Source organism: Sphingobacterium chuzhouense (genome assembly GCF_014692525.1).
GTDB classification, from domain to species: Bacteria; Bacteroidota; Bacteroidia; order Sphingobacteriales; family Sphingobacteriaceae; genus Sphingobacterium; species Sphingobacterium chuzhouense.
The window spans coordinates 594,041-612,372 of the sequence record NZ_JACNYL010000003.1; the positions used below are offsets into that span (position 1 = coordinate 594,041).

11 protein-coding genes are annotated in these 18,332 nt (G+C 41.9%); all 11 read right to left on the reverse strand.

What is annotated here, in order from left to right; all coding sequences use genetic code 11:
- Positions 1-135: 135 nt before the first annotated feature.
- The 11 genes from H8B21_RS14585 to H8B21_RS14635 all read right to left on the reverse strand — a co-directional run bounded on the left by H8B21_RS14585 (position 136) and on the right by H8B21_RS14635 (position 18,324).
- Positions 136-1,809 carry a DUF5018 domain-containing protein gene (locus H8B21_RS14585; RefSeq protein WP_190314489.1) on the reverse strand — a complete coding sequence of 558 codons (1,674 nt, stop codon included), beginning with the start codon at positions 1,807-1,809 and terminating at the stop codon, positions 136-138.
- Complete coding sequence (locus H8B21_RS14590) at positions 1,806-2,198, reverse strand: DUF5018 domain-containing protein (RefSeq protein WP_190314490.1); 393 nt, start codon at positions 2,196-2,198, stop codon at positions 1,806-1,808. Before H8B21_RS14590 ends, H8B21_RS14585 begins: the two co-directional genes overlap by 4 nt.
- Before the next feature lie 35 nt (positions 2,199-2,233).
- Positions 2,234-3,868 (reverse strand): RagB/SusD family nutrient uptake outer membrane protein, encoded by a 1,635-nt coding sequence (locus H8B21_RS14595; protein ID WP_190314491.1) that lies wholly within the window; start codon positions 3,866-3,868, stop codon positions 2,234-2,236.
- Positions 3,869-3,876: 8 nt separating this feature from the next.
- A complete protein-coding gene (locus tag H8B21_RS14600) occupies positions 3,877-7,251 on the reverse strand; it encodes a TonB-dependent receptor (protein ID WP_190314492.1) in 3,375 nt (1,124 codons plus the stop codon).
- Positions 7,252-7,416: 165 nt separating this feature from the next.
- The gene (locus H8B21_RS14605) at positions 7,417-9,174 is read right to left on the reverse strand and encodes a PL29 family lyase N-terminal domain-containing protein (RefSeq protein ID WP_190314493.1); all 1,758 of its coding nucleotides are present in this window, start codon (positions 9,172-9,174) and stop codon (positions 7,417-7,419) included.
- A gap of 210 nt (positions 9,175-9,384) precedes the next feature.
- Entirely contained in the window at positions 9,385-10,596 is a 1,212-nt protein-coding gene (locus H8B21_RS14610) for a FecR family protein (RefSeq protein ID WP_190314494.1), read from the reverse strand.
- A gap of 49 nt (positions 10,597-10,645) precedes the next feature.
- A complete protein-coding gene (locus tag H8B21_RS14615; RefSeq protein WP_190314495.1) occupies positions 10,646-11,230 on the reverse strand; it encodes an RNA polymerase sigma factor in 585 nt (194 codons plus the stop codon).
- Between the two features lie 245 nt (positions 11,231-11,475).
- Complete coding sequence (locus tag H8B21_RS14620; RefSeq protein ID WP_190314496.1) at positions 11,476-12,255, reverse strand: sialate O-acetylesterase; 780 nt, start codon at positions 12,253-12,255, stop codon at positions 11,476-11,478.
- A gap of 6 nt (positions 12,256-12,261) precedes the next feature.
- Positions 12,262-13,749, reverse strand: a complete 1,488-nt coding sequence (locus H8B21_RS14625; RefSeq protein ID WP_190314497.1) for a DNRLRE domain-containing protein — start codon at positions 13,747-13,749, stop codon at positions 12,262-12,264.
- Between the two features lie 19 nt (positions 13,750-13,768).
- Positions 13,769-15,211 (reverse strand): RagB/SusD family nutrient uptake outer membrane protein, encoded by a 1,443-nt coding sequence (locus H8B21_RS14630; protein ID WP_190314498.1) that lies wholly within the window; start codon positions 15,209-15,211, stop codon positions 13,769-13,771.
- A gap of 17 nt (positions 15,212-15,228) precedes the next feature.
- Positions 15,229-18,324: a SusC/RagA family TonB-linked outer membrane protein gene (locus tag H8B21_RS14635; RefSeq protein ID WP_190314499.1), complete on the reverse strand. Its 3,096-nt coding sequence runs from the start codon at positions 18,322-18,324 to the stop codon at positions 15,229-15,231.
- Positions 18,325-18,332: the final 8 nt, after the last annotated feature.

Genomic DNA, 18,332 nt, shown 5'->3' on the forward strand with positions numbered 1-18,332 from the left:
TGGGTACGTACACGAATATACAAACCTAAAATATAAAAAAGAAAATTTATATGGAAAAAAGAAAAAGAGACAGCTCGCTATCTGTGTAATCACAGATACGAGGCCGCCTCTCTTTACTATCTTGTATTGATAGGGTTACTTACCAAGCAATATATCGACAATATCAGGATAGCGAATGGTCATATTCTCGTTAACTACGCTATAACCCGCTCCTTTGTAATCAAAAGAAGTATAAGGAACGTTATGTTTATTCAATATAAATACAACATCACGATACCAATTCGACCGGCTGGGTTCGGGAGTCGTATTCATAGTACCAAACTCACCTATAAACAACGGGGCGCTCAATCTTTTAGCCATATCAAAACTTTTTTGAAGGCTGGTCTCAAGCGTATTTCTATCATAAAACCGAGCTCCAGTAGATTGCCAATTAGCAGGTAATTCGCTTATCCATTCAGTTGGAACCAACTGTCCCGGATATTGTATTGGGATATCCTGTCTTCCCCCCGTCGTCGACTGTAATCCGTAGGCGGTTAATAAATATGGCCCATAGAAGTGATCTGTTAATAGTATATGATGATTGGAAGGTATCGTAAGCTGTTCTTGTCTAAGAGATCCATTTGCTGTACATACGCCAACTACAATTGTCCGATCCGCTTCTCTTGCCCGAATGGCATTAATAGCTAATGCAGACACCCTATTCCAGTTTTCAGCATTCCCAGAAACAGGTTCATTAAGCAATTCATAAGCAACTAGAGAATTTGGATAGTTTTTAAGCTCGTCCGAAAGATCCTCCCAAAGTTTCACAAATTTAGCGGGTTCATCCGGGTCGGTAAATAATGTATTTTCGGTATTGGTGAACCGGTGATTGCGGGTAATATGCATATCGACCAATACGCGCATGTTATACTTTATAGACCAATTGATAGCATTGTGCAATAAATCAAAACCATATGCTCTGATTTTATTGCCGGTCTCGTCCCACAAATGAACCTCGTCAATACATAAACGGATATGGTCAAATCCTAAATCAGCTAATAAAGCTACATCTGCTTCTTTAAAAAACGCTTCCCGTTGCGGTCCATCATACTTCGGAGTTGATAACCAAGAAGCGATATTTACGCCTTTTGTAATATCAAAGTTGTTGATACTGGCTAAGTCTTCTACGGTATACACCCGCTCCGTACCATCTTGGGCCGTAACGGTATAGGATACACGTTCGTGAAAATTTTGCGGTTCATTGGGATTGGGCGATATTGTTGCCCCTCCAGATATAGTAATCTGCGGTACAATATTGGCAAGATCATGGTTACTCCGGTTGATTCCGATCATACGTACCGATTCGACAACCGTTCCGTTTAGTCCGATCGAGGGCAGTGCAAAACTTAAAATCTGCGCACGATTATTCTTTTTAATATCAGCAATGATATGAACATCTTCCTCTTTACCATCAGCATTTTTGATTTTGATCACAAATGGTGCTGTTAAATCCACTATTGTGGGAATCTCTGAAAGTACATTCACTTCTTCGTGGAATATGATATCTAATTGCATACGGGATACATCAATTTCATCTTCCGACTCCTCTGGAAAATAATAAGGTAGATCAATTAAGATATCATTTGTTTTCAAACTTTCGTCTACGACCGTAAACTCCCGATTAGAACCATCAATTTTTGCAACAAGACTGACTACAGGATCTACCCGATGGTAATAATTCGTAATCCCTTTATCCTCTTTACAAGAGGTAAGTGCTGTCAGTAAAAGAGCGATAATCAGTGCTGATATATATTTTAAATTGGCTATCATGGCAAAATTTCTCCTATAATAATATGTTTGTCTATTGTTCCATCGTTGTTTACCACCTCGATAATATTTTCCTTCGTTAAATCCATCACCGTGAGTTTAGGGTTAATGATTACATTCACCGGTAAGGTAGCGGTAATGCGCATCCTTGTAATATCTATAGGTTGCATTGAATTTCGTGGATAATATTTGGGAAACTGTATACGGATAGTATCACCATAGGGTGGTTCCTGCGTCGATGTAAATTGTTCTGTTGAGATCGATTCATCCGCAAATTGTGCTGCAACGCCCGCAAGGCCGTAGCGTGGGGCAGATATGTTATCATCCGGCTTTTCACAGCTCCATAAGATAGTTGTCATCATTAAAAACAGTATGGATATTGTTTTTTTCATTTGCATAAATTGTTTCATCTTCATATCGGTTTTATTTACCATAAGCTGATTTGGCTTACAGCCGTATTATTTGCAATCTCCGCAATGGGAATCGGAAAGTTGTAAAACCTCTCCGGAAACTTACGGTTCTGTTTGTCTACGTCCACATATTCGTAGGTAAACACCTCTCCAGCCTTCGTTATCTTCAAACCATGGAAACGGACATCGTTCAATTCTTCATGCGCCACTCGCCACCTGCGCAAATCCCAGTAATGAAAACCTTCAAATGCAAGTTCTACTTTTCTCTCTTGTCGAATAGCATGAAATAGTTCATCGCCGGTGTTATCGTTGTATGGTAGGTCTACCCGATCTCTAATTGTTTTCAGCGCATTATTTGCCATATTCGTTTCCCCTAAATTGTAACAGGCTTCTGCAAGGTTAAGATATACTTCTGCTAATCTGATTTCGATCCAAGGCTGAGCACTACGGGTTGTAGAAATATCGGAAATACTCTCGTCTAAATATTTTCGGAGGTAGTAGCCTGTGGTGGTTTTTCCAAAGGTATTGGGCTGGAAACCATAATCCACATAACCATCTCGTCCACCTTCAAAACTTTCAATCTTTCTTCCTTTCCAGTCAGCGCCATTATATAATACGGATGCATGAAAACGAGGTTCCAATAGTTCATAGGGAGGGGTTTCTGTCGTCCTACCATGCCAAGCTGACCAGTCCGGCTTACCGCCAGTTGCCAATTCATATTCTTCGACCATTTCCTGTGTAGGACTGGCGTCTCCTCCATTATTCGCCCAATCACCTCCGGGTGCAAATTTTCTGTCGAATGTATGTGTTGGTTGTGGCAATTGGTATCGAAATTCCAGAATGGATTCTTTATTTCCTGAAAAATAAGATTGGAAAGCAGCCTGGTAGCTGCTATTCAATTCGTATATTTTCGCTCCGTTATCAGTTAAGTTAATTACTTCATTGGCTGCTTCCCGAACTTTTTCCCATCGCTCTGCTACGAGCATCGCACGTGACATCATCGCCAAAGCGGCTCCTTTTGTAATACGCCCCGTCTGGTCAGAACTCCACTGCACGGGTAAATGTTCTATCGCAAACGCCAAATCCTGCTCCACAAAGTCCCAACATGCTGCTGTAGAACTTAAGGGTTTATTGTTAGATTCCGGTAGATCCTCATATAAAATAACGGTGTTTGTCCGCAACAACAATTGATAGTACAAAAAGGCTCTAAAAAAACGTGCCTGTGCTTCGTATCGATTCTTTACGTCATCGGGATACTCGGCATATTGTCTGATACCGGCCATAAATTCATTAACCCGTCGTATACGTGTATACGATTCTGTCCATATTACTAATCCTTGCGATTGGTCAGCTGTTACAAAAAATGGATTAAAAACAATTGTATTCGCATTTCCTCTTCCTGCAGAATATGAACCATATTTAAGCATACTGGTCATCCCTTCAGTGAGCAAACCGCTATTGAATTGTGATTCCCCAAAGTTCCCATAAGAAGGAAGATAGGTATACAAGGAATTCAGATATAAATCCGTTGACGTTTCATCTTCCCAAAACATGCGGTCGCTTAGGCGGTCACGCGGATCCGGATCTAGAAAATCACCACAACTTGTGAGGAAGGGAAGAACCAAGAATATATATATTAACTTTTTCATCATACTCATGTTTAAAATTTCACATCTATTCCGAGAGAATAAACTCGCTGCTGTGGATAAAACCCGTTGGACACATCCGGTGCCTCCGGATCCAGATATTTAAATTCGGTCCAGGTAAATAGATTTCCACCCGAAATATTCAATCGAAGGCTTTCCATACCTAATCGCTTGACGATATTTTTCGGCACATTATAACCAATCTGCGCCGTTTTTATACGTAGATAACTTCCATCGACAATCCACATGGTGGACGCCCATTTATTATTTTGAACTTTTTCATCCGAAAGTCTAGGATATTTTGCGTTAGGATTATCGGGCGTCCACATGTTTTCGACCAGATAGCGCGGAGCACTTCCCTGTTGAAAAAACGGAGTAGTAAATTCGGTATTGTCATAACCTATATCTGGATAGTATCCACTTAAGGCATATTCTGCTTTAGCAGCTCCTTGTATCATAACGGAAAAATCAAACCCTTTATAATCTGCAAATAATGTTAGTCCCGATATCAGCTGCGGCACGTTACTACCAGCAATCCACATTCGATCCTCATTATAGGTCAGTTTACCATCACCATTGACATCCAAATATTTAATATCGCCGGCTCTGTTATCGCCAAATATACTAGGCCAGTTCTTTGCTTCTTCATCAGTCTGAAAGATTCCTAATGCAACCAAACCGTGCTTTTCACCTAAGCGACGTCCATTTCTCTTCAAATGATCGGGTGTATTGGCACTTTCCCGAACACTTAGATAGCGATTTCTATAATAGCTGAGCGTAAACCGGGCACCATAATTAAACTCTCCCAAACTGTTCCGGTGGTTTAATCCTAATTCAAAACCACGGTTATCTGTTTTTCCGGTGTTCACAACAGAAGGAAAATATCCTCCCATGGAGGGCGCAAACGTACCGCCTTGCGTTTCCAGAATATTGTCCGTGACTTTATAAAAGGCATCGATTTCGATACCTAGCTTATTACCCCATAAACTAGCCTCCAACCCAAGATTATAGATATTGACCGTTTCCCAGGATAGCCCCGGATTACTTAATGCATTCGTTAGATAGGCATTCCGCGGTATACCGCCAATCACGACACTGGGATCGTCGGCTACTAATTCCAACGTACTTAAGAACGCGTATGCGTTGACCCCTGTATCGTTTCCTAGTTTTCCAACCGAACCTCTCAACTTGAAATCATTGAAATATGGAAAAGCATTTCGGAAAAACTCTTCTTCAGACAATCGCCATCCGAGGGATACTGCCGGAAAAAGGGCCCATCTTCTATTCCTCGCAAATTTATACGAACCATCGTATCTTCCCGAGACTTCCAAAAGATATTTCCCATCGAAGTCATAATTTAAACGCCCGACAAAACCAGCACTAGGAACGATGTTGCTTATTCCATCGAATGCTCCTTCACCTGGTGTCAATTCGTTGGCAAACTGCAGTTCCGGTAATTCCTTAAAATCTAATCCTTGTGTTGAAATAGAAAATTCATTGGATATGGTCCTAAATTGTTCATACAACAGCAAACCAGACACATTGTGCCTGCCACCGAAGTTACGGTTATAATTCAAGGCTGCTTGCAGTGTCAATGTACCCGACCGAGACATGTTTTCTGCTAGTTTTGATAATACACCTATAGAAGATTCCACAACTTGGTAGTCTAAACCGTTAGGACCTACAACACCTTGTGCTATTTGATAAGGTGTCTGAAAAGCTTTCCCAAAAGTTCCGTTATAATCATAACTTCCCATCACATACGAAGAAAGTCCTTCGGTAACAAAAGGCATGTCAAGATCAAGCCGTAGATTACTTTGAAAGTTATCGGTAAAATTATGGCGAAATCCAGATTGATCTAATGCTGAAAGAGGGCTCACCACAGGTCCGTTTGTTCTGTTACCGGTTGGGTATCCGTCATATTCCTTTGGCAGATAAGGGTGCGCTCGCATCGCTTGCTGAAATAAGTTATTCCAAGCATTTTTCTCTGTGCTAAATGTCGGTGCCACTTTCTTATTTTTTCTTCCACCGAGGCCTATCTGCACTTTCAGATTGTCTGTCGCTGTCACCTCAATATTACTCCTTATATTATATCTGTCGAAATTAATTCCCTTCACACTTCCGTCCTGATTAAAGTATCCGCCGTAAAAGTAATACCGAATCTTATCATTACGACCTTCTACGGAAATACCGCTATGAGAAGTCTGCCCGGTACGAAACAACTCATTTACCCAGTTGGTATTTCCCCATTTTCCTTCTGGATCTCCCTCAATTATCTTACGAATGTCAGCATTACTAAAGAGCGGCTCTCTGCCGTTTATCATTCTCGCCTTATTATACCAATACGCATATTCCGGACCATCCAAAAATTCGGGAAACATAGTGTTCTGACTGATTTGCTGGGAATGATTAAACCGTACCGTAGGTTTTGCCGATTGTCCCTTTTTCGTTGTCACGAGGATAACGCCAGCAGCAGCCTGTAAGCCATATACCGCTGCTGCAGAAGCGTCCTTCAAGACGGTAATCGTTTCGATCTCTTCCGGGTCAATCTGCGTAAAAGAACGGCGCACACCATCCACAATCATAACCGGGGTATTAGACGATGCGAAACTATCGTTTCCCCGAATTGTCAATGAAGATTGGTCCGCACCGGGTTCCCCACTATTTTGTCTAGAAATTAATCCCGGTAATTTACCCGTCATCATGTTGGTAATATTGCCGACAGGAGAACGCATAATCTCATCTGAATTAATCTGTGCAACCGACCCCGTAACCGATTCTCGCCGTTGTGTACCATATCCCACAACCACAACTTCTTCTATATCCAAGTCTTCGGGTGTTAAGATTATGCGTTGTTCATTATAATTTTCTACAACCAATCGATGAGATGAATGGCCAACTAAAGAGAAAACCAACTCGTCCTTGACAAGAACTTCAGGGATTTCAAAACGCCCATCGTCTTTACTAGCTGTAGAATATCCAGTTCTTGTATTCCTAACCGTGACATTAGAAAGTGGTTCGCCGTTGCTATTTTGAATAATACCTTTTACGCTATGCGTTTGTGGTGCTTCAACGTTCCCTTGCTTTATAGATATTTTTTTCCGGGTAATTAAAACCGTTGATTCGTCAATCTCATAGACTAATGACTGCCCTGCTAAACAGGCATCCAAAACTTGTTCCAGCGAAGCATTTTTCAGATTGACTGTGACAGGCTTCGCTTCTTTTAGAATGTTGTGGTTAAACAGAAAATCATATCCTGTTTTATCTTTAATTTCCACTAAGACATCTTGGATAGGTCGTTTAACGGCTTGAATAGAAAGCCGCTGAGCGAGTACCGAAGCATGAACATTCAGACATAAGAACATCATTAAGAGGAATGTAAGTTTCATAACACATATTTTCAGTAAAAACCGCCTATTTATGTTGTACCGTTTTTTCGTTTCTGTATACATTTGTTAAGATCTTTTAATAAATTCATGTTGCATTGTTTTTTATTTTTAGCAGACTATGTGTAAGTCGGGAACAATAGCAGTTGTTCCCGACCTATTTTTTTCTTAGAAATTACGGAAAGCTAGACCTCGGGCTCCATATATTTTCTGACCAGTTGTCCAAGGAGTACCTAACCTTACATCATAAGCTTTCGCATGCGTTGCACTAATGTTCGTTGAGGTCCAGAACAAATTATGTGTATCCCGTAACTTTATATTGCCACCATAATGCGCAATATATTGGCTAATAGCAGCTGCATCACCCTCCCGATTTGGCCGCACCGGCTCCCAGGCATCATGGAAATATTCGTAGTCTTGTAATGCACCTAAATACCAATCCGCATATCCACCATCACGCACACGTACTGCCCAGCGAGCAATAAAGTTAGGTGATGTTCCTATTCCTCCTAAAGCGGAAATAATAGCCGCTGTATTACTTGCGCCGTCTGTATCGCTATTGGCTGCAGTAACATTGACATTCCCATTAGGAAACCACGGAATATTAGCTTCTGGAGACTGTACATGCACTACTTTCCCTGTTACTCTGTAACTAGCGATACCAGATAATGGCAGTGTCTCATTAATATGTACAATAATCCCTCCTTGCCAATAAGAAGTGAGTTTAGGTGGAACAATTGATAGATTTTGGTCGCCGATGGATAAATAGGTATTTGGTGCAAAGTAATAATCAAAGCTACCATCGGTCGTTGTAAAACGGGCTTTTCTGAGCTCGGAGAATCCCTCCGGCAGCATTAAGCGGAATGTATCTCCGGCGTAGACTGCTGTCACATCACGCTCGTTGGTCGAAGTAACGTTTTCCGTAAATGTGAATATAGCGCCAGATATATTGACACCGCTTGAGGCGTCTGTCAGTGTGACACTGGCATAGTTTACCAAGCCCACCTCTACCTTTACCGGTATTTTTCTTTCGAGGACACGGCCATATTGATCTATCGCCCGAATAAAGATAGCACCCTTTTCATCAAAATCAGGTTCTATACCTATTGGCGAAGTAATACTCAATATACCAGTTTTTGCTGCCGCATTCAGTTCATATTCCGCAGACCAAGCTTCTGGCAGGTCAAATTCAAGTTCTTTCACGCCTACCTGCCGAAAATCAACCGCAATAGTAAAGCCAGAAGCTATGGTTAGTGTATCTTCTTCTGCTCTATCAAATGTCAATGTAAAGGGACGATGACGCTCTATAACGTAGGATTTATTGGAGGTCTCATTTGTGAAGATGGTTGCATTACTGTCAATATCAAATGTAACGTCGGTAAATAAAGACTTACGTCCGATTGCTCTGAAAGGTTTACCGTCCGCATCAAATAGTTCTTCCTGCGAACCTTCCATATCGACTGTCCAGTTTCCGCCACTATTCACCGATAAATTCGGGATACTACCATTTTCTATCGCATAGTTACGTCTGGCGTTATCCTTCAAGAGTCTCACCGCGGAAGTACCGGTACCATTAATTACAGTCCAATAATGCTTATCATCAATAAAATGCGCTCCGATAAGTGGGCTGGGATAATTAGCTTGATCCAGTCTAACTATTGCAGACGCACCGCTCACAAAATATATGTGGATAAAATCTTCTAACGTTTCTACCTTTTCAATAAGATCTTCGTTCTCTATGGCTGTTACAATTGCTCCGATAGCCGTAATATCTTCATTTGCCATTTCCACCCAAGCTTCTATATCTCCGGCCGGTGGAAGCACGTGGTTATCTTCAGTTTCTTTTTTACATTGACTGAATAGGAAAACAAGACCTATCCATGTCAATACAAAAAAACATCTTTTACTTCCTTGTTTCATTTTCATTAGAATAAATTGTTTTTTTTAATGGCAATGAAGCTTGCATGAATTATTTATATCTCTTGTAAAAAAGATCATTCATGCAGGTTTCAATTGATTAGTTTGTTATTTGTACATTTGTATGAATCATTTTAGTAAATATTCATGTTGCATTGGATCTTACAATGATTTCTATAACCAAGAACGATAGCAGCGTTCTTGGTTTCTTGTTAACTTTTATTCCGTGACTACAATCCTCCTTTCTTTGATATGAAATTTTACATTACTTATTTTTTCTAGTTTTAATAAGAGACTTTTGAGGGATTTTGTCCTTTTGAAAGTTCCGGTAAACCTTTCCTTAGAGTAGTGTTCAAACTCAATATTTTCTATGTTATACCATCGTTTCACGACAGCTAATATCTCTTCTATGGAACGTGCATTAAAACTAAAATATCCATCCTTCCAGCTAATAAAGTCATCAACGTTCACGACCTGCTTTCTCCAGGTTGCGTCATAGGCACTCCCTGCAGCTTGCTCGTTGGGCTTCAGTATCATCGTATGGTTGTGACCTAGTAGGCGTACTACTCCCTCAACCAATGTCGTGGTAGTTTTACCTTCTTCTTGATAAGCGGCTACGTTAAAAGAAGTGCCCAACACTTCTATCACCGGTCCTTTCTCTGTCTCTACATAAAAAGGTTTTTCTGTATGGTGAGCAACATCAAAATACCCTTCTCCAATAAGTTTCACACGCCTTTCCGTAGCTGAAAAAATCGCAGGGTACTCTAGTGAAGAACCGCTATTCAGCCATACCTGCGTGCCATCCGCAAGCAGAATTTTACTGGAATGACCTTTGGGGGTAGAAAAGATTATCTTTTGATCTGAGAATGCCTCCAAATTAACCTGATGTTGTACGGCATAAACAATGTTACCGCCCTCGTCTTTTATCAGCTTGACACCCGCATGGGTTAAGACATTGTCGCCACCTTCTTCCAACAGTCGGGTATCACCATCAGGCAGCAATATAAACGGTAGGCTATCTTGGGTTAGATAAATATCATCGACATCTGTAGCTGCCAAACTGGTCTCATTTTGCATATTGGGCAGATTCATTGTCCACAACCAGACACCTATTGCGAGTCCAACCAACAAAACCGCAGCGATGGAAGTATATCTTTTAAATAATTGGAAAGGTCGGTTAGATATTGGTATTACTTTAGGATCGGATTGACCTTCTGATACATATGTTATGACCTTATCATAGATGACCTGTTTTCTATCTTCGTTCAGATCACGATCGTATGTTATGTCTTCCAGAATCTCTGCCAGCAATTTTTCCTGTAACTCTGGATCGGTTTCTCGGAGAAGTATCCAGAGTTCTTCCGATTCAGAAACTGAAATAGTATTGCTAATATGCCTTTCCAGCAAATATTTTAATCTCGTTGTATCCATCTAGGTTCTACGGTATTTATATATAGAACCCAAACAAAGGGGGGTAGGACTAGTTCCAGATCAAAAAAAGTAAAAAAAGAGGATATCCAAAACGCCTAAAGTATTTCTTAAAAGTTCTTAAGGCCTGAATAATATGGTTTTTCACGGTATTAGGAGCAATATTCATTTGGTCCGCGATTTCTTTATAAGTAAGACCCTCGACCCTACTCAAAAGATAAGCCGTTCTTTGCTGCCCGGGCAACTTTTTAATCACTTCGTTTTCTAATGCGAGAATTTCTTTTCTGATGGTATCTTCATCACTATCTTTTGAGAAATCAGCTTCCAGCGTAAAAACCTGTTCGGCGATTTTGAATCGTGACTCACGCAGTTTGTTCAATGACACACGCCTAGCTATTACGTAGATAAATGACCATATACTACCAGTTTCATCCAAACGGAGTCGCGCGTTCCATAGTTTAATAAATACCTCTTGTACGACATCTTCACTTTCAAAAGAGTCTTTCAGAACCGCATAAGCAATGCGATACACATCGTTAGCATAGCGGTCGAAAAGTTGCTGTAAGGCATCTTCCCGACCATCTATTAGTGCTATGATAATATGAGAGTGCGCTATGTTATCTTCAAAACAGGTCATGTGTAAGAACGTACCCAACATATATTAGTTAAAGAATAGGGTACGTACACGAATATACAAAACTTTTTCTTCCTCCAAAATTTTTTATGAAAAATCAAATTAGGGAAGTCTTATGACCTATTCTTCCTCATTATACTATTTGCTTTTTTTTCATTTCCAATCGCCGTTCTTTCCAATCTTTTTGTTTTTATTACTTTACCGCCATAAAACTTTAATAAAGAACGTGATCGAAATAAAATCAATATCTATTCCTTATCTAACAATTCTTTCATTGCTTTTGCCATCCGTTCGCCGTTCTCCCGCTGTGCTTTGCTGTTAAAATGTAGACTATCACCAACATGACCCAATTTACTAGCTTCTGAATAAGCAGCATGTCCTATTAATGCTACGGCTTCTTGGATCGATTGATTAACCTGTTTATGCTCCGGTGAGTGAAGGAAGTCCCCTAACCCGCCAATAACAATCGGGAGATTGGGCAGCCCCAAGTCTTTCCGAAAAGATTGCATCAACTCAACTAACCGAGCTTTATACAGCGGTGCGTCCTTCGCATTGGAATCCGATTCTCCCTGCTGCCATAATATCCCTTTCAGGGTTCCATCCTTCATGGCCACCCTTGCTTTTCGTAGTGCTTCTTCATAGAGTCCTCGCTGTCCGCCAGGTACCCAGTAGGATATTTTGGTTCCACCGACTGCAGCAGGGATCAAGCCGATATTAACATTGTTTTTATTTTCCGCCATTATTTTGCCGAATACGAATCCTGGCCCTACACCGCTATTGGCTTTATCATAATGGAGTGGTTCTTTTGCCGTACTCCATTCGTCTCGTGCATTTAAGACATACACCCGCGGGTGTCCTACTGTATCTATAGCCCCCACTTTACCTCTTCCGGCCATATTGGATTGGCCTGCCAATAAATATAATTCCATTGGATTTTTTATCGTGGATTTTGTTACACCACTTCCAAAGAAAAACAATAATACAAATCCTATCGCCAGGGTAGCGTATTTTTTTAAAAATGTAATCATCGTTTGTTATTGTATGGTAACGGGTAATCCAATAATATCGGTGTATACACCACCGATATAATCTTTCACTTTAAAGGTCATGACATCCGAAGAACTTCCACCATTATGTACATACCGTATGGCTCCTTTTTTCAATTCCTCTTGAGTAAATTCGCTAAACTTCCGTATTGGAAGGCCATATCGTGTCACCGTGCCATTTGTCGGTACATCCATCAATACGTAGATAATATTATTATCGGTATAGTTGTAAACAGCCGAACCGGATGCTTTCATGGACAGGTTCTGTGGTTCGATAACCTTAGCGCCTTGTTGTGACACTTGTAATCCCGACACGTAGTCCACTTCCAACTCACTGGGTATGGCGCCAAACAACTTAATCGATGCCGCATACGAACCGTCCCCTTGTTCTTTGGACCGCAGAGATACCGTTCCCGTGATACCATTTGGTGCGGCCAGTAACCGTAGACCCAAAGACACTTTATCCAGCCCGTTTTGGTAAGCGCGGTTAATAGAACCGGTAATATCTATCTCGTTCCATTGCCCTAAAACCAAACTCGAACTATTGATTTGTGCGCCAAAATCAGGCATTGAATTCCATGTTAGCGTCATCTCTTCCCAATTCGACCCCGTTTCAAAAACGCCCAGGACAGGATCTAACGTAGCAATACTTCTTTGTGCGTAGTAGATATTCAAGTTGGCTCTGGTCAGGTCATCCACAAACTCGATAGGATCTAAATCAAATAGTAAAAATCCGTACCGTGTCCAAGCGGCATTGGCAACCGTTAGGAGTGTTTCACTCCCGTAATTGGTTTCCCGATGTGAGGCGGTAGCATTGATCACGTGGGTATCATTGTTGACCCATATCGTGTGTTGCTCTGCGTCCGAATAATCAACTCCATCTGGTGCGGCATCGGTAGGTTTCGTTTTTTCCTGATAAACGGGAAATCCATCGACAATATGTGCTATGCCATCGCTGAACACATAATCTTGACTAAGTACGGCTATCTGGGACGTTGCCAGTTTCGGGTGGTTGTTTACGGACAACCGATATTTGTCTGTAGCTGTTACGCTCCGGGTCAAGTATAGACTATCACCTCTTGCAGTGACTTCACCCACCGTCTCGTCCTCTTCTAAATCCAAAGATCTATACGTTCCGGGAATTACCAAATACGAAAGCATTTCTTTGACCACATTAGGGGACAACTCCTGGATATTTGCTACCCCGGCACTTAAGAGCATGCCCTCCATTGCCTCGTTATTGGGGACAATCCGGGTTTTTAACGGTCCATCCAAGAGGTTTTCCGCCCCCGCGTAACGTACCGCCTCCGCATATAATGTTATTTGTGGGTCTTTTCCTAGGCTTATATAGTCGAGGAGCGTGATATCTTCCCAGTAATCCGAGCGCGTATCCAGATCATAGTCTTGCATCAAGTTCTTACAGCCCGATAACAAGACTATGCATAGGCTAAACATAAATATTATTGAACGTTTCATGGCTATTTCTCTTTAAATTTTACCTATAATATTCATTTTGCTCAATGAGCGAGCCTCTTCTGATTTCGTCGATATGAATTGGCCAAATCAAGGCTCTTGGATCCAATTCCAGTTCTCGGCGCTCGCGCAAGACGTCTATCGCTCGTCCTGTTCTGACCAGATCGAACCAACGATAGCCCTCATAGCAAAGTTCGAATTTACGCTCCTCCAGTATGAGGTCTATGAGATCATCTTGTGAATAGAGATTCCGATCCAGATAATCGGATGCCGGTATTTCAAACGTTTCTCCACCAGCTCTATGTCGGATCGTATTGACCAATCCCATCGCTTCATTTCTACTATCATCTGTATCTTCCAACGCCATGATGGATTCCGCCTTCAACAAGTATAAATCAGATAAACGTAGCAAGACGATATTTCGGGTATCCACGTCCGCACTAAAGCCAATAATATATTTGATCGCTTTATACGTGCCTGTTGAAGACCATTCATTACTGACAATTCCTCGCCAATCATTGCTGTCAAAGGTATCTCCAAATTCAGATCTAACCCGGATAATCGGGTTTGTTCCCGAAAAGTAACTGGTTAGAAAACGCGTATTATCACCATCTGCCAGATTAAAGGCGAGCTCAAAGATTGATTCCTTGTGTCTACCTCCATTGAAAATAGCTGCATAATCGGAGGCCTGTACTTGTGCAGTAAAATCACCAGCTCCCGGATTCCAGGAGGGGTTATAAAGGCTCGCGAGCGAGTAGTTGGTGTTCGCGAGCACTTTATCAATAGAAATGATCGCTTGTTCATAGTTGTGCTCCCAAGCGTATACATGTGCTTCTATAGCGTGGACAGCAGCCCTAGTAAGAATCGTCCTCTCTGTGTTAGATGCGGGTATTAAACTTGCTCCTTCTGTCAAATCTTGATGTATCTGCTCATACATTTCACTTAATGGCGCTCTTCCATAATCCTCCAGATCTTCATCGGAGAGAAAAGGCTTGATGATTAAAGGCGCCTCTCCCCAAATCCGTATGATATAAAAATAGGCAAAGGCACGTAATGTGTAGGCCTGTCCCATGAGATGGTCTGCATTAGCTTCTGTAATCGCACCCGTCTGCACAAGCTCTGGCGCATACCGCAAAACTACATTAGCCTGTTTTATGACTTCGTAAAACGATTGCCAGGAAGCGTAGGACATATCGTAATCCAATGTATTATTGATCGCTTTGTCAATATTAATCTGAAACGCATTGTTATAGAATGCCTCAGCCCGTAATTCGCCGTAGATTAAAAAACCAGTAGATAATGCAGACCGCAGGCGCTCATAACCTCCATATAGAATGCCATTGAGATGGCCTTCTTCAGTCGGAATATTTGACCCTGTCCAAGATGTTTCCGGTTCTAAATCCAAGATATTACATGACGTGTTAAACAGGAGACAGGCCATGATTATATACATATACTTCTTCATTGTCTTTCTTTTTATCATTAAAAACGGGCTGTTATACCGAAGTTATAGGATCGGCTCTGTGGCAATGCTCCGTTATCATCTCCCAAAACAAACGGATTTATTGATGTACTGACCTCCGGATCAAACCCGCTGTATGAAGTCCATGTCAACAGATTTGTCCCTGAAACGTATACATTGATGGAGCTAAGGAGAAACCTCTTTAAATATTTGGAAGGGACATTATACCCCAGCACAATTTCTTGCAGTCGAATATAAGATGCATCTTCCATGGTGAAGGAAGAAGGTCTAAAGTTACCCATGATATCTTGGTAACGCAACATCGGGAAGTCGGCAACATCTCCTTGCGCTCTCCAGCGTTGCAACGCATCCTGTCCTAGATTTCCAACGGTCAGCATTTGATTCCGTCTCCGTCTCAAGGTATTCATTACCTGGTTACCGTGTGACCAGTACAGGGAAGCTTTTAACGAGATATCCTTATACGTCACGCCCGTATTAAAACCCGCAATAAATTTTGGATGCGGATTTCCGATGATGACGCGATCATTGTCATCAATAATGCCATTCCCATCGATATCATCCCATATCATATCGCCACCCTTGAATGCTTCGCCGGTAACCGAGCCTCTTCTATATTGCCCCACTGTTCCATCAGGTGCATGATAGACGTTGTCCTCATCGGAGGCATACACCCCGAGGGCACGATGTGCAAAGAACATACCCGCAGGTTCTCCGATTCGACCTAACGAGAAGTCTCCTATCAAAATATCCTCCCCTCCAGGCAAAGCGGTTACTTTGTTCCGGTTCAAGGAGAAGTTAACACCAGTCTCCCAGCGTACAGCCTTATCTAGATTGACGGTTTCCAATAGTAACTCGAATCCTTTATTTTCCACACTTCCAAAATTTCTAGTAATGGAATTAAATCCGGTAAAATCATTGAGTGGAAAGCTAAACAACAGATCTTCGCTCTGTTTTTTATATATATCTGCTGTGAAAGACACGCGCTTGTTAAAGAATGATAGGTCTAAACCTGCGTTATACTGTGTGGTGGTTTCCCAACCTAACAAACGGTTCATCATGGCGTCGTGAAGAATAGCTACATTGCCATCATATCGACTTGTAGCGGGGCTAAATCCACCTTGCCATGCGTAATCTGGAGCAAATTGATTTCCGGTGACGCCCATACTACCTCTGATCATACCATTATCTAGTACTCCATTTGCAAAATTCATGAAATTTTCATCCGAAAAACGCCAGCCCAGTGTTACGGCAGGAAAATTACCAAAGCGTCGGTTTGCACCAAACCGGGATGAACCATCTCGGCGGAATGTAAAGGAAGTCAAATACTTGCCCGCATAACTATAATTCATTCTTCCGAAAAACGATAATAAGCCACGTTCGGATCGATTCTGTTCAACTCTCGTCATTCGGGCGGCGCCTTGAATAGGTGTTACATTGGGGTCAACAAAATCCTCCCCTTGGTGTATTATTTCGTTGGATGTCCATTTCTCTATCGACTGCCCCAGTACCACACTGATGCGATGTTTTTTCAATAACCTACTGTAGTTCAGCGTATTTTCCTGGACAAGATGGCTCGATTCCGTCTGTTGATATCGTCCATCATCTCTTGGTGGAGTGGAGGAACTAAATGTTTTTGGCTGGTAATAAGATTGCTCGTTATTAGAAAACGTCGCATAAATACTCGTTTTAAACTTTAGTCCTTTTAGGATCTCCACCGTAACGTTTTGTGTTAATGAGGTATTATTTCGTTTAAATGTTGAGGGAACTTTCTCAGCGACAGCCAATGGGTTTCGTTGTTCTCGTTGTCCCAGCCAATCTACTGTTTCTCCCGTGAGCGGGTCGAAAGGTGCAAACACGGGGTTGGTAAAAAGTGCGGCGCGTAATGCACTAAAATAACTACCGCTGGACGACAATATCCGGGTGTAATCAATATCACTATAGGATAGCCGGGTTTCGGCAGAAATATTTTTAGAAAGTTTATAGGAGAAATTTCCGCGGGCGTTCATTTGTCCATAGTCAGTATGCACTACGGTGGGCTGGAGGTTTCGATATCCTAAAGATATACCGTAAGAAAATGATTCCGAACTCCCTTGAAGCCCGAGGTTACTCACATTCTGGTAAGCATTCCGAAACAGAATATCTTGCCAATCCGTCGTATTGTTGTAATAGGGATGATGGGGATTGGTGACCCATGGCTGGTTCGCGACCTGACCGTTATTTTCTCTGGCTTCTACATAGGCTTCCCGAAATTGTCCGCCGTTCATAACATCCATTTTCCGCCCCATCTCAACGATACTAGAGGTATGGCTGAGAGTTATCCGCGGCTTCGCCACCTCAAATCTGTTGCCTCCTTTGGTCGTAATAATAACCACCCCGTTGGCTGCTCTGGAACCATAGATTGCACCCGAAGCTGCATCTTTCAATATTTCAATAGATTCAATATCGTTGGGGTCAATACTGGCCAGCGGACTAAACGTTGCATCACCAGTAATGGAAGACATGTTTTCGCCATCTATCGGAACACCATCGATAATATACAATGGTTCGCTGCCGCCACTGATAGACGAGGCCCCTCGGATTTGTATGGTTGCTCCAGCTCCGGGCTCGCCTGAATTCGATGTAATCTGCATACCCGGAACTTTCCCCTGTAGCCCTGATACAATCGTACCGCCGGGGTTGGTTCTCATATCGTCTCCAGACACCGACACAATGGAACCCGTCACATCTCTTTTAGCCTGCGTACCGTAACCCACGACCACGACTTCGTCTATATCTAAAGAAACCTTTTCCATAATAACATCTACGTTGCTCTTACCGTCTACCCCGACTTCCGTACTTTTCATGCCTATGAAAGTAAAAGACAGCACGGCATCGGCGGAAATGCCGGAAAGGGTATAAACACCTTTTTCATCCGTTAACGTATTGATCGAGCTGCCTTTTACGGACACGAGTACTCCTCGTACTCCTTCACCAGTTTGCGAATCGGTTACTGTCCCCGATATCTTGTGGTCCTGGGCATGTATGCTGAACGAAAATAATAGCAAAAAAAAGAGAAAAAAACTTGCCTTATTTTTAGTACGGTTATAAATCATCATATTTCTTT

Excerpts from the sequence above, each read along its gene's own strand:
- H8B21_RS14585 (WP_190314489.1), bottom strand. The coding sequence starts at position 1,809 with ATGATAGCCAATTTAAAATATATATCAGCACTGATTATCGCTCTTTTA.
- H8B21_RS14590 (WP_190314490.1), bottom strand. The coding sequence starts at position 2,198 with ATGAAAAAAACAATATCCATACTGTTTTTAATGATGACAACTATCTTA.
- H8B21_RS14595 (WP_190314491.1), bottom strand. The coding sequence starts at position 3,868 with ATGATGAAAAAGTTAATATATATATTCTTGGTTCTTCCCTTCCTCACA.
- H8B21_RS14600 (WP_190314492.1), bottom strand. The coding sequence starts at position 7,251 with ATGAAACTTACATTCCTCTTAATGATGTTCTTATGTCTGAATGTTCAT.
- H8B21_RS14605 (WP_190314493.1), bottom strand. The coding sequence starts at position 9,174 with ATGAAAATGAAACAAGGAAGTAAAAGATGTTTTTTTGTATTGACATGG.
- H8B21_RS14610 (WP_190314494.1), bottom strand. The coding sequence starts at position 10,596 with ATGGATACAACGAGATTAAAATATTTGCTGGAAAGGCATATTAGCAAT.
- H8B21_RS14615 (WP_190314495.1), bottom strand. The coding sequence starts at position 11,230 with ATGACCTGTTTTGAAGATAACATAGCGCACTCTCATATTATCATAGCA.
- H8B21_RS14620 (WP_190314496.1), bottom strand. The coding sequence starts at position 12,255 with ATGATTACATTTTTAAAAAAATACGCTACCCTGGCGATAGGATTTGTA.
- H8B21_RS14625 (WP_190314497.1), bottom strand. The coding sequence starts at position 13,749 with ATGAAACGTTCAATAATATTTATGTTTAGCCTATGCATAGTCTTGTTA.
- H8B21_RS14630 (WP_190314498.1), bottom strand. The coding sequence starts at position 15,211 with ATGAAGAAGTATATGTATATAATCATGGCCTGTCTCCTGTTTAACACG.
- H8B21_RS14635 (WP_190314499.1), bottom strand. The coding sequence starts at position 18,324 with ATGATGATTTATAACCGTACTAAAAATAAGGCAAGTTTTTTTCTCTTT.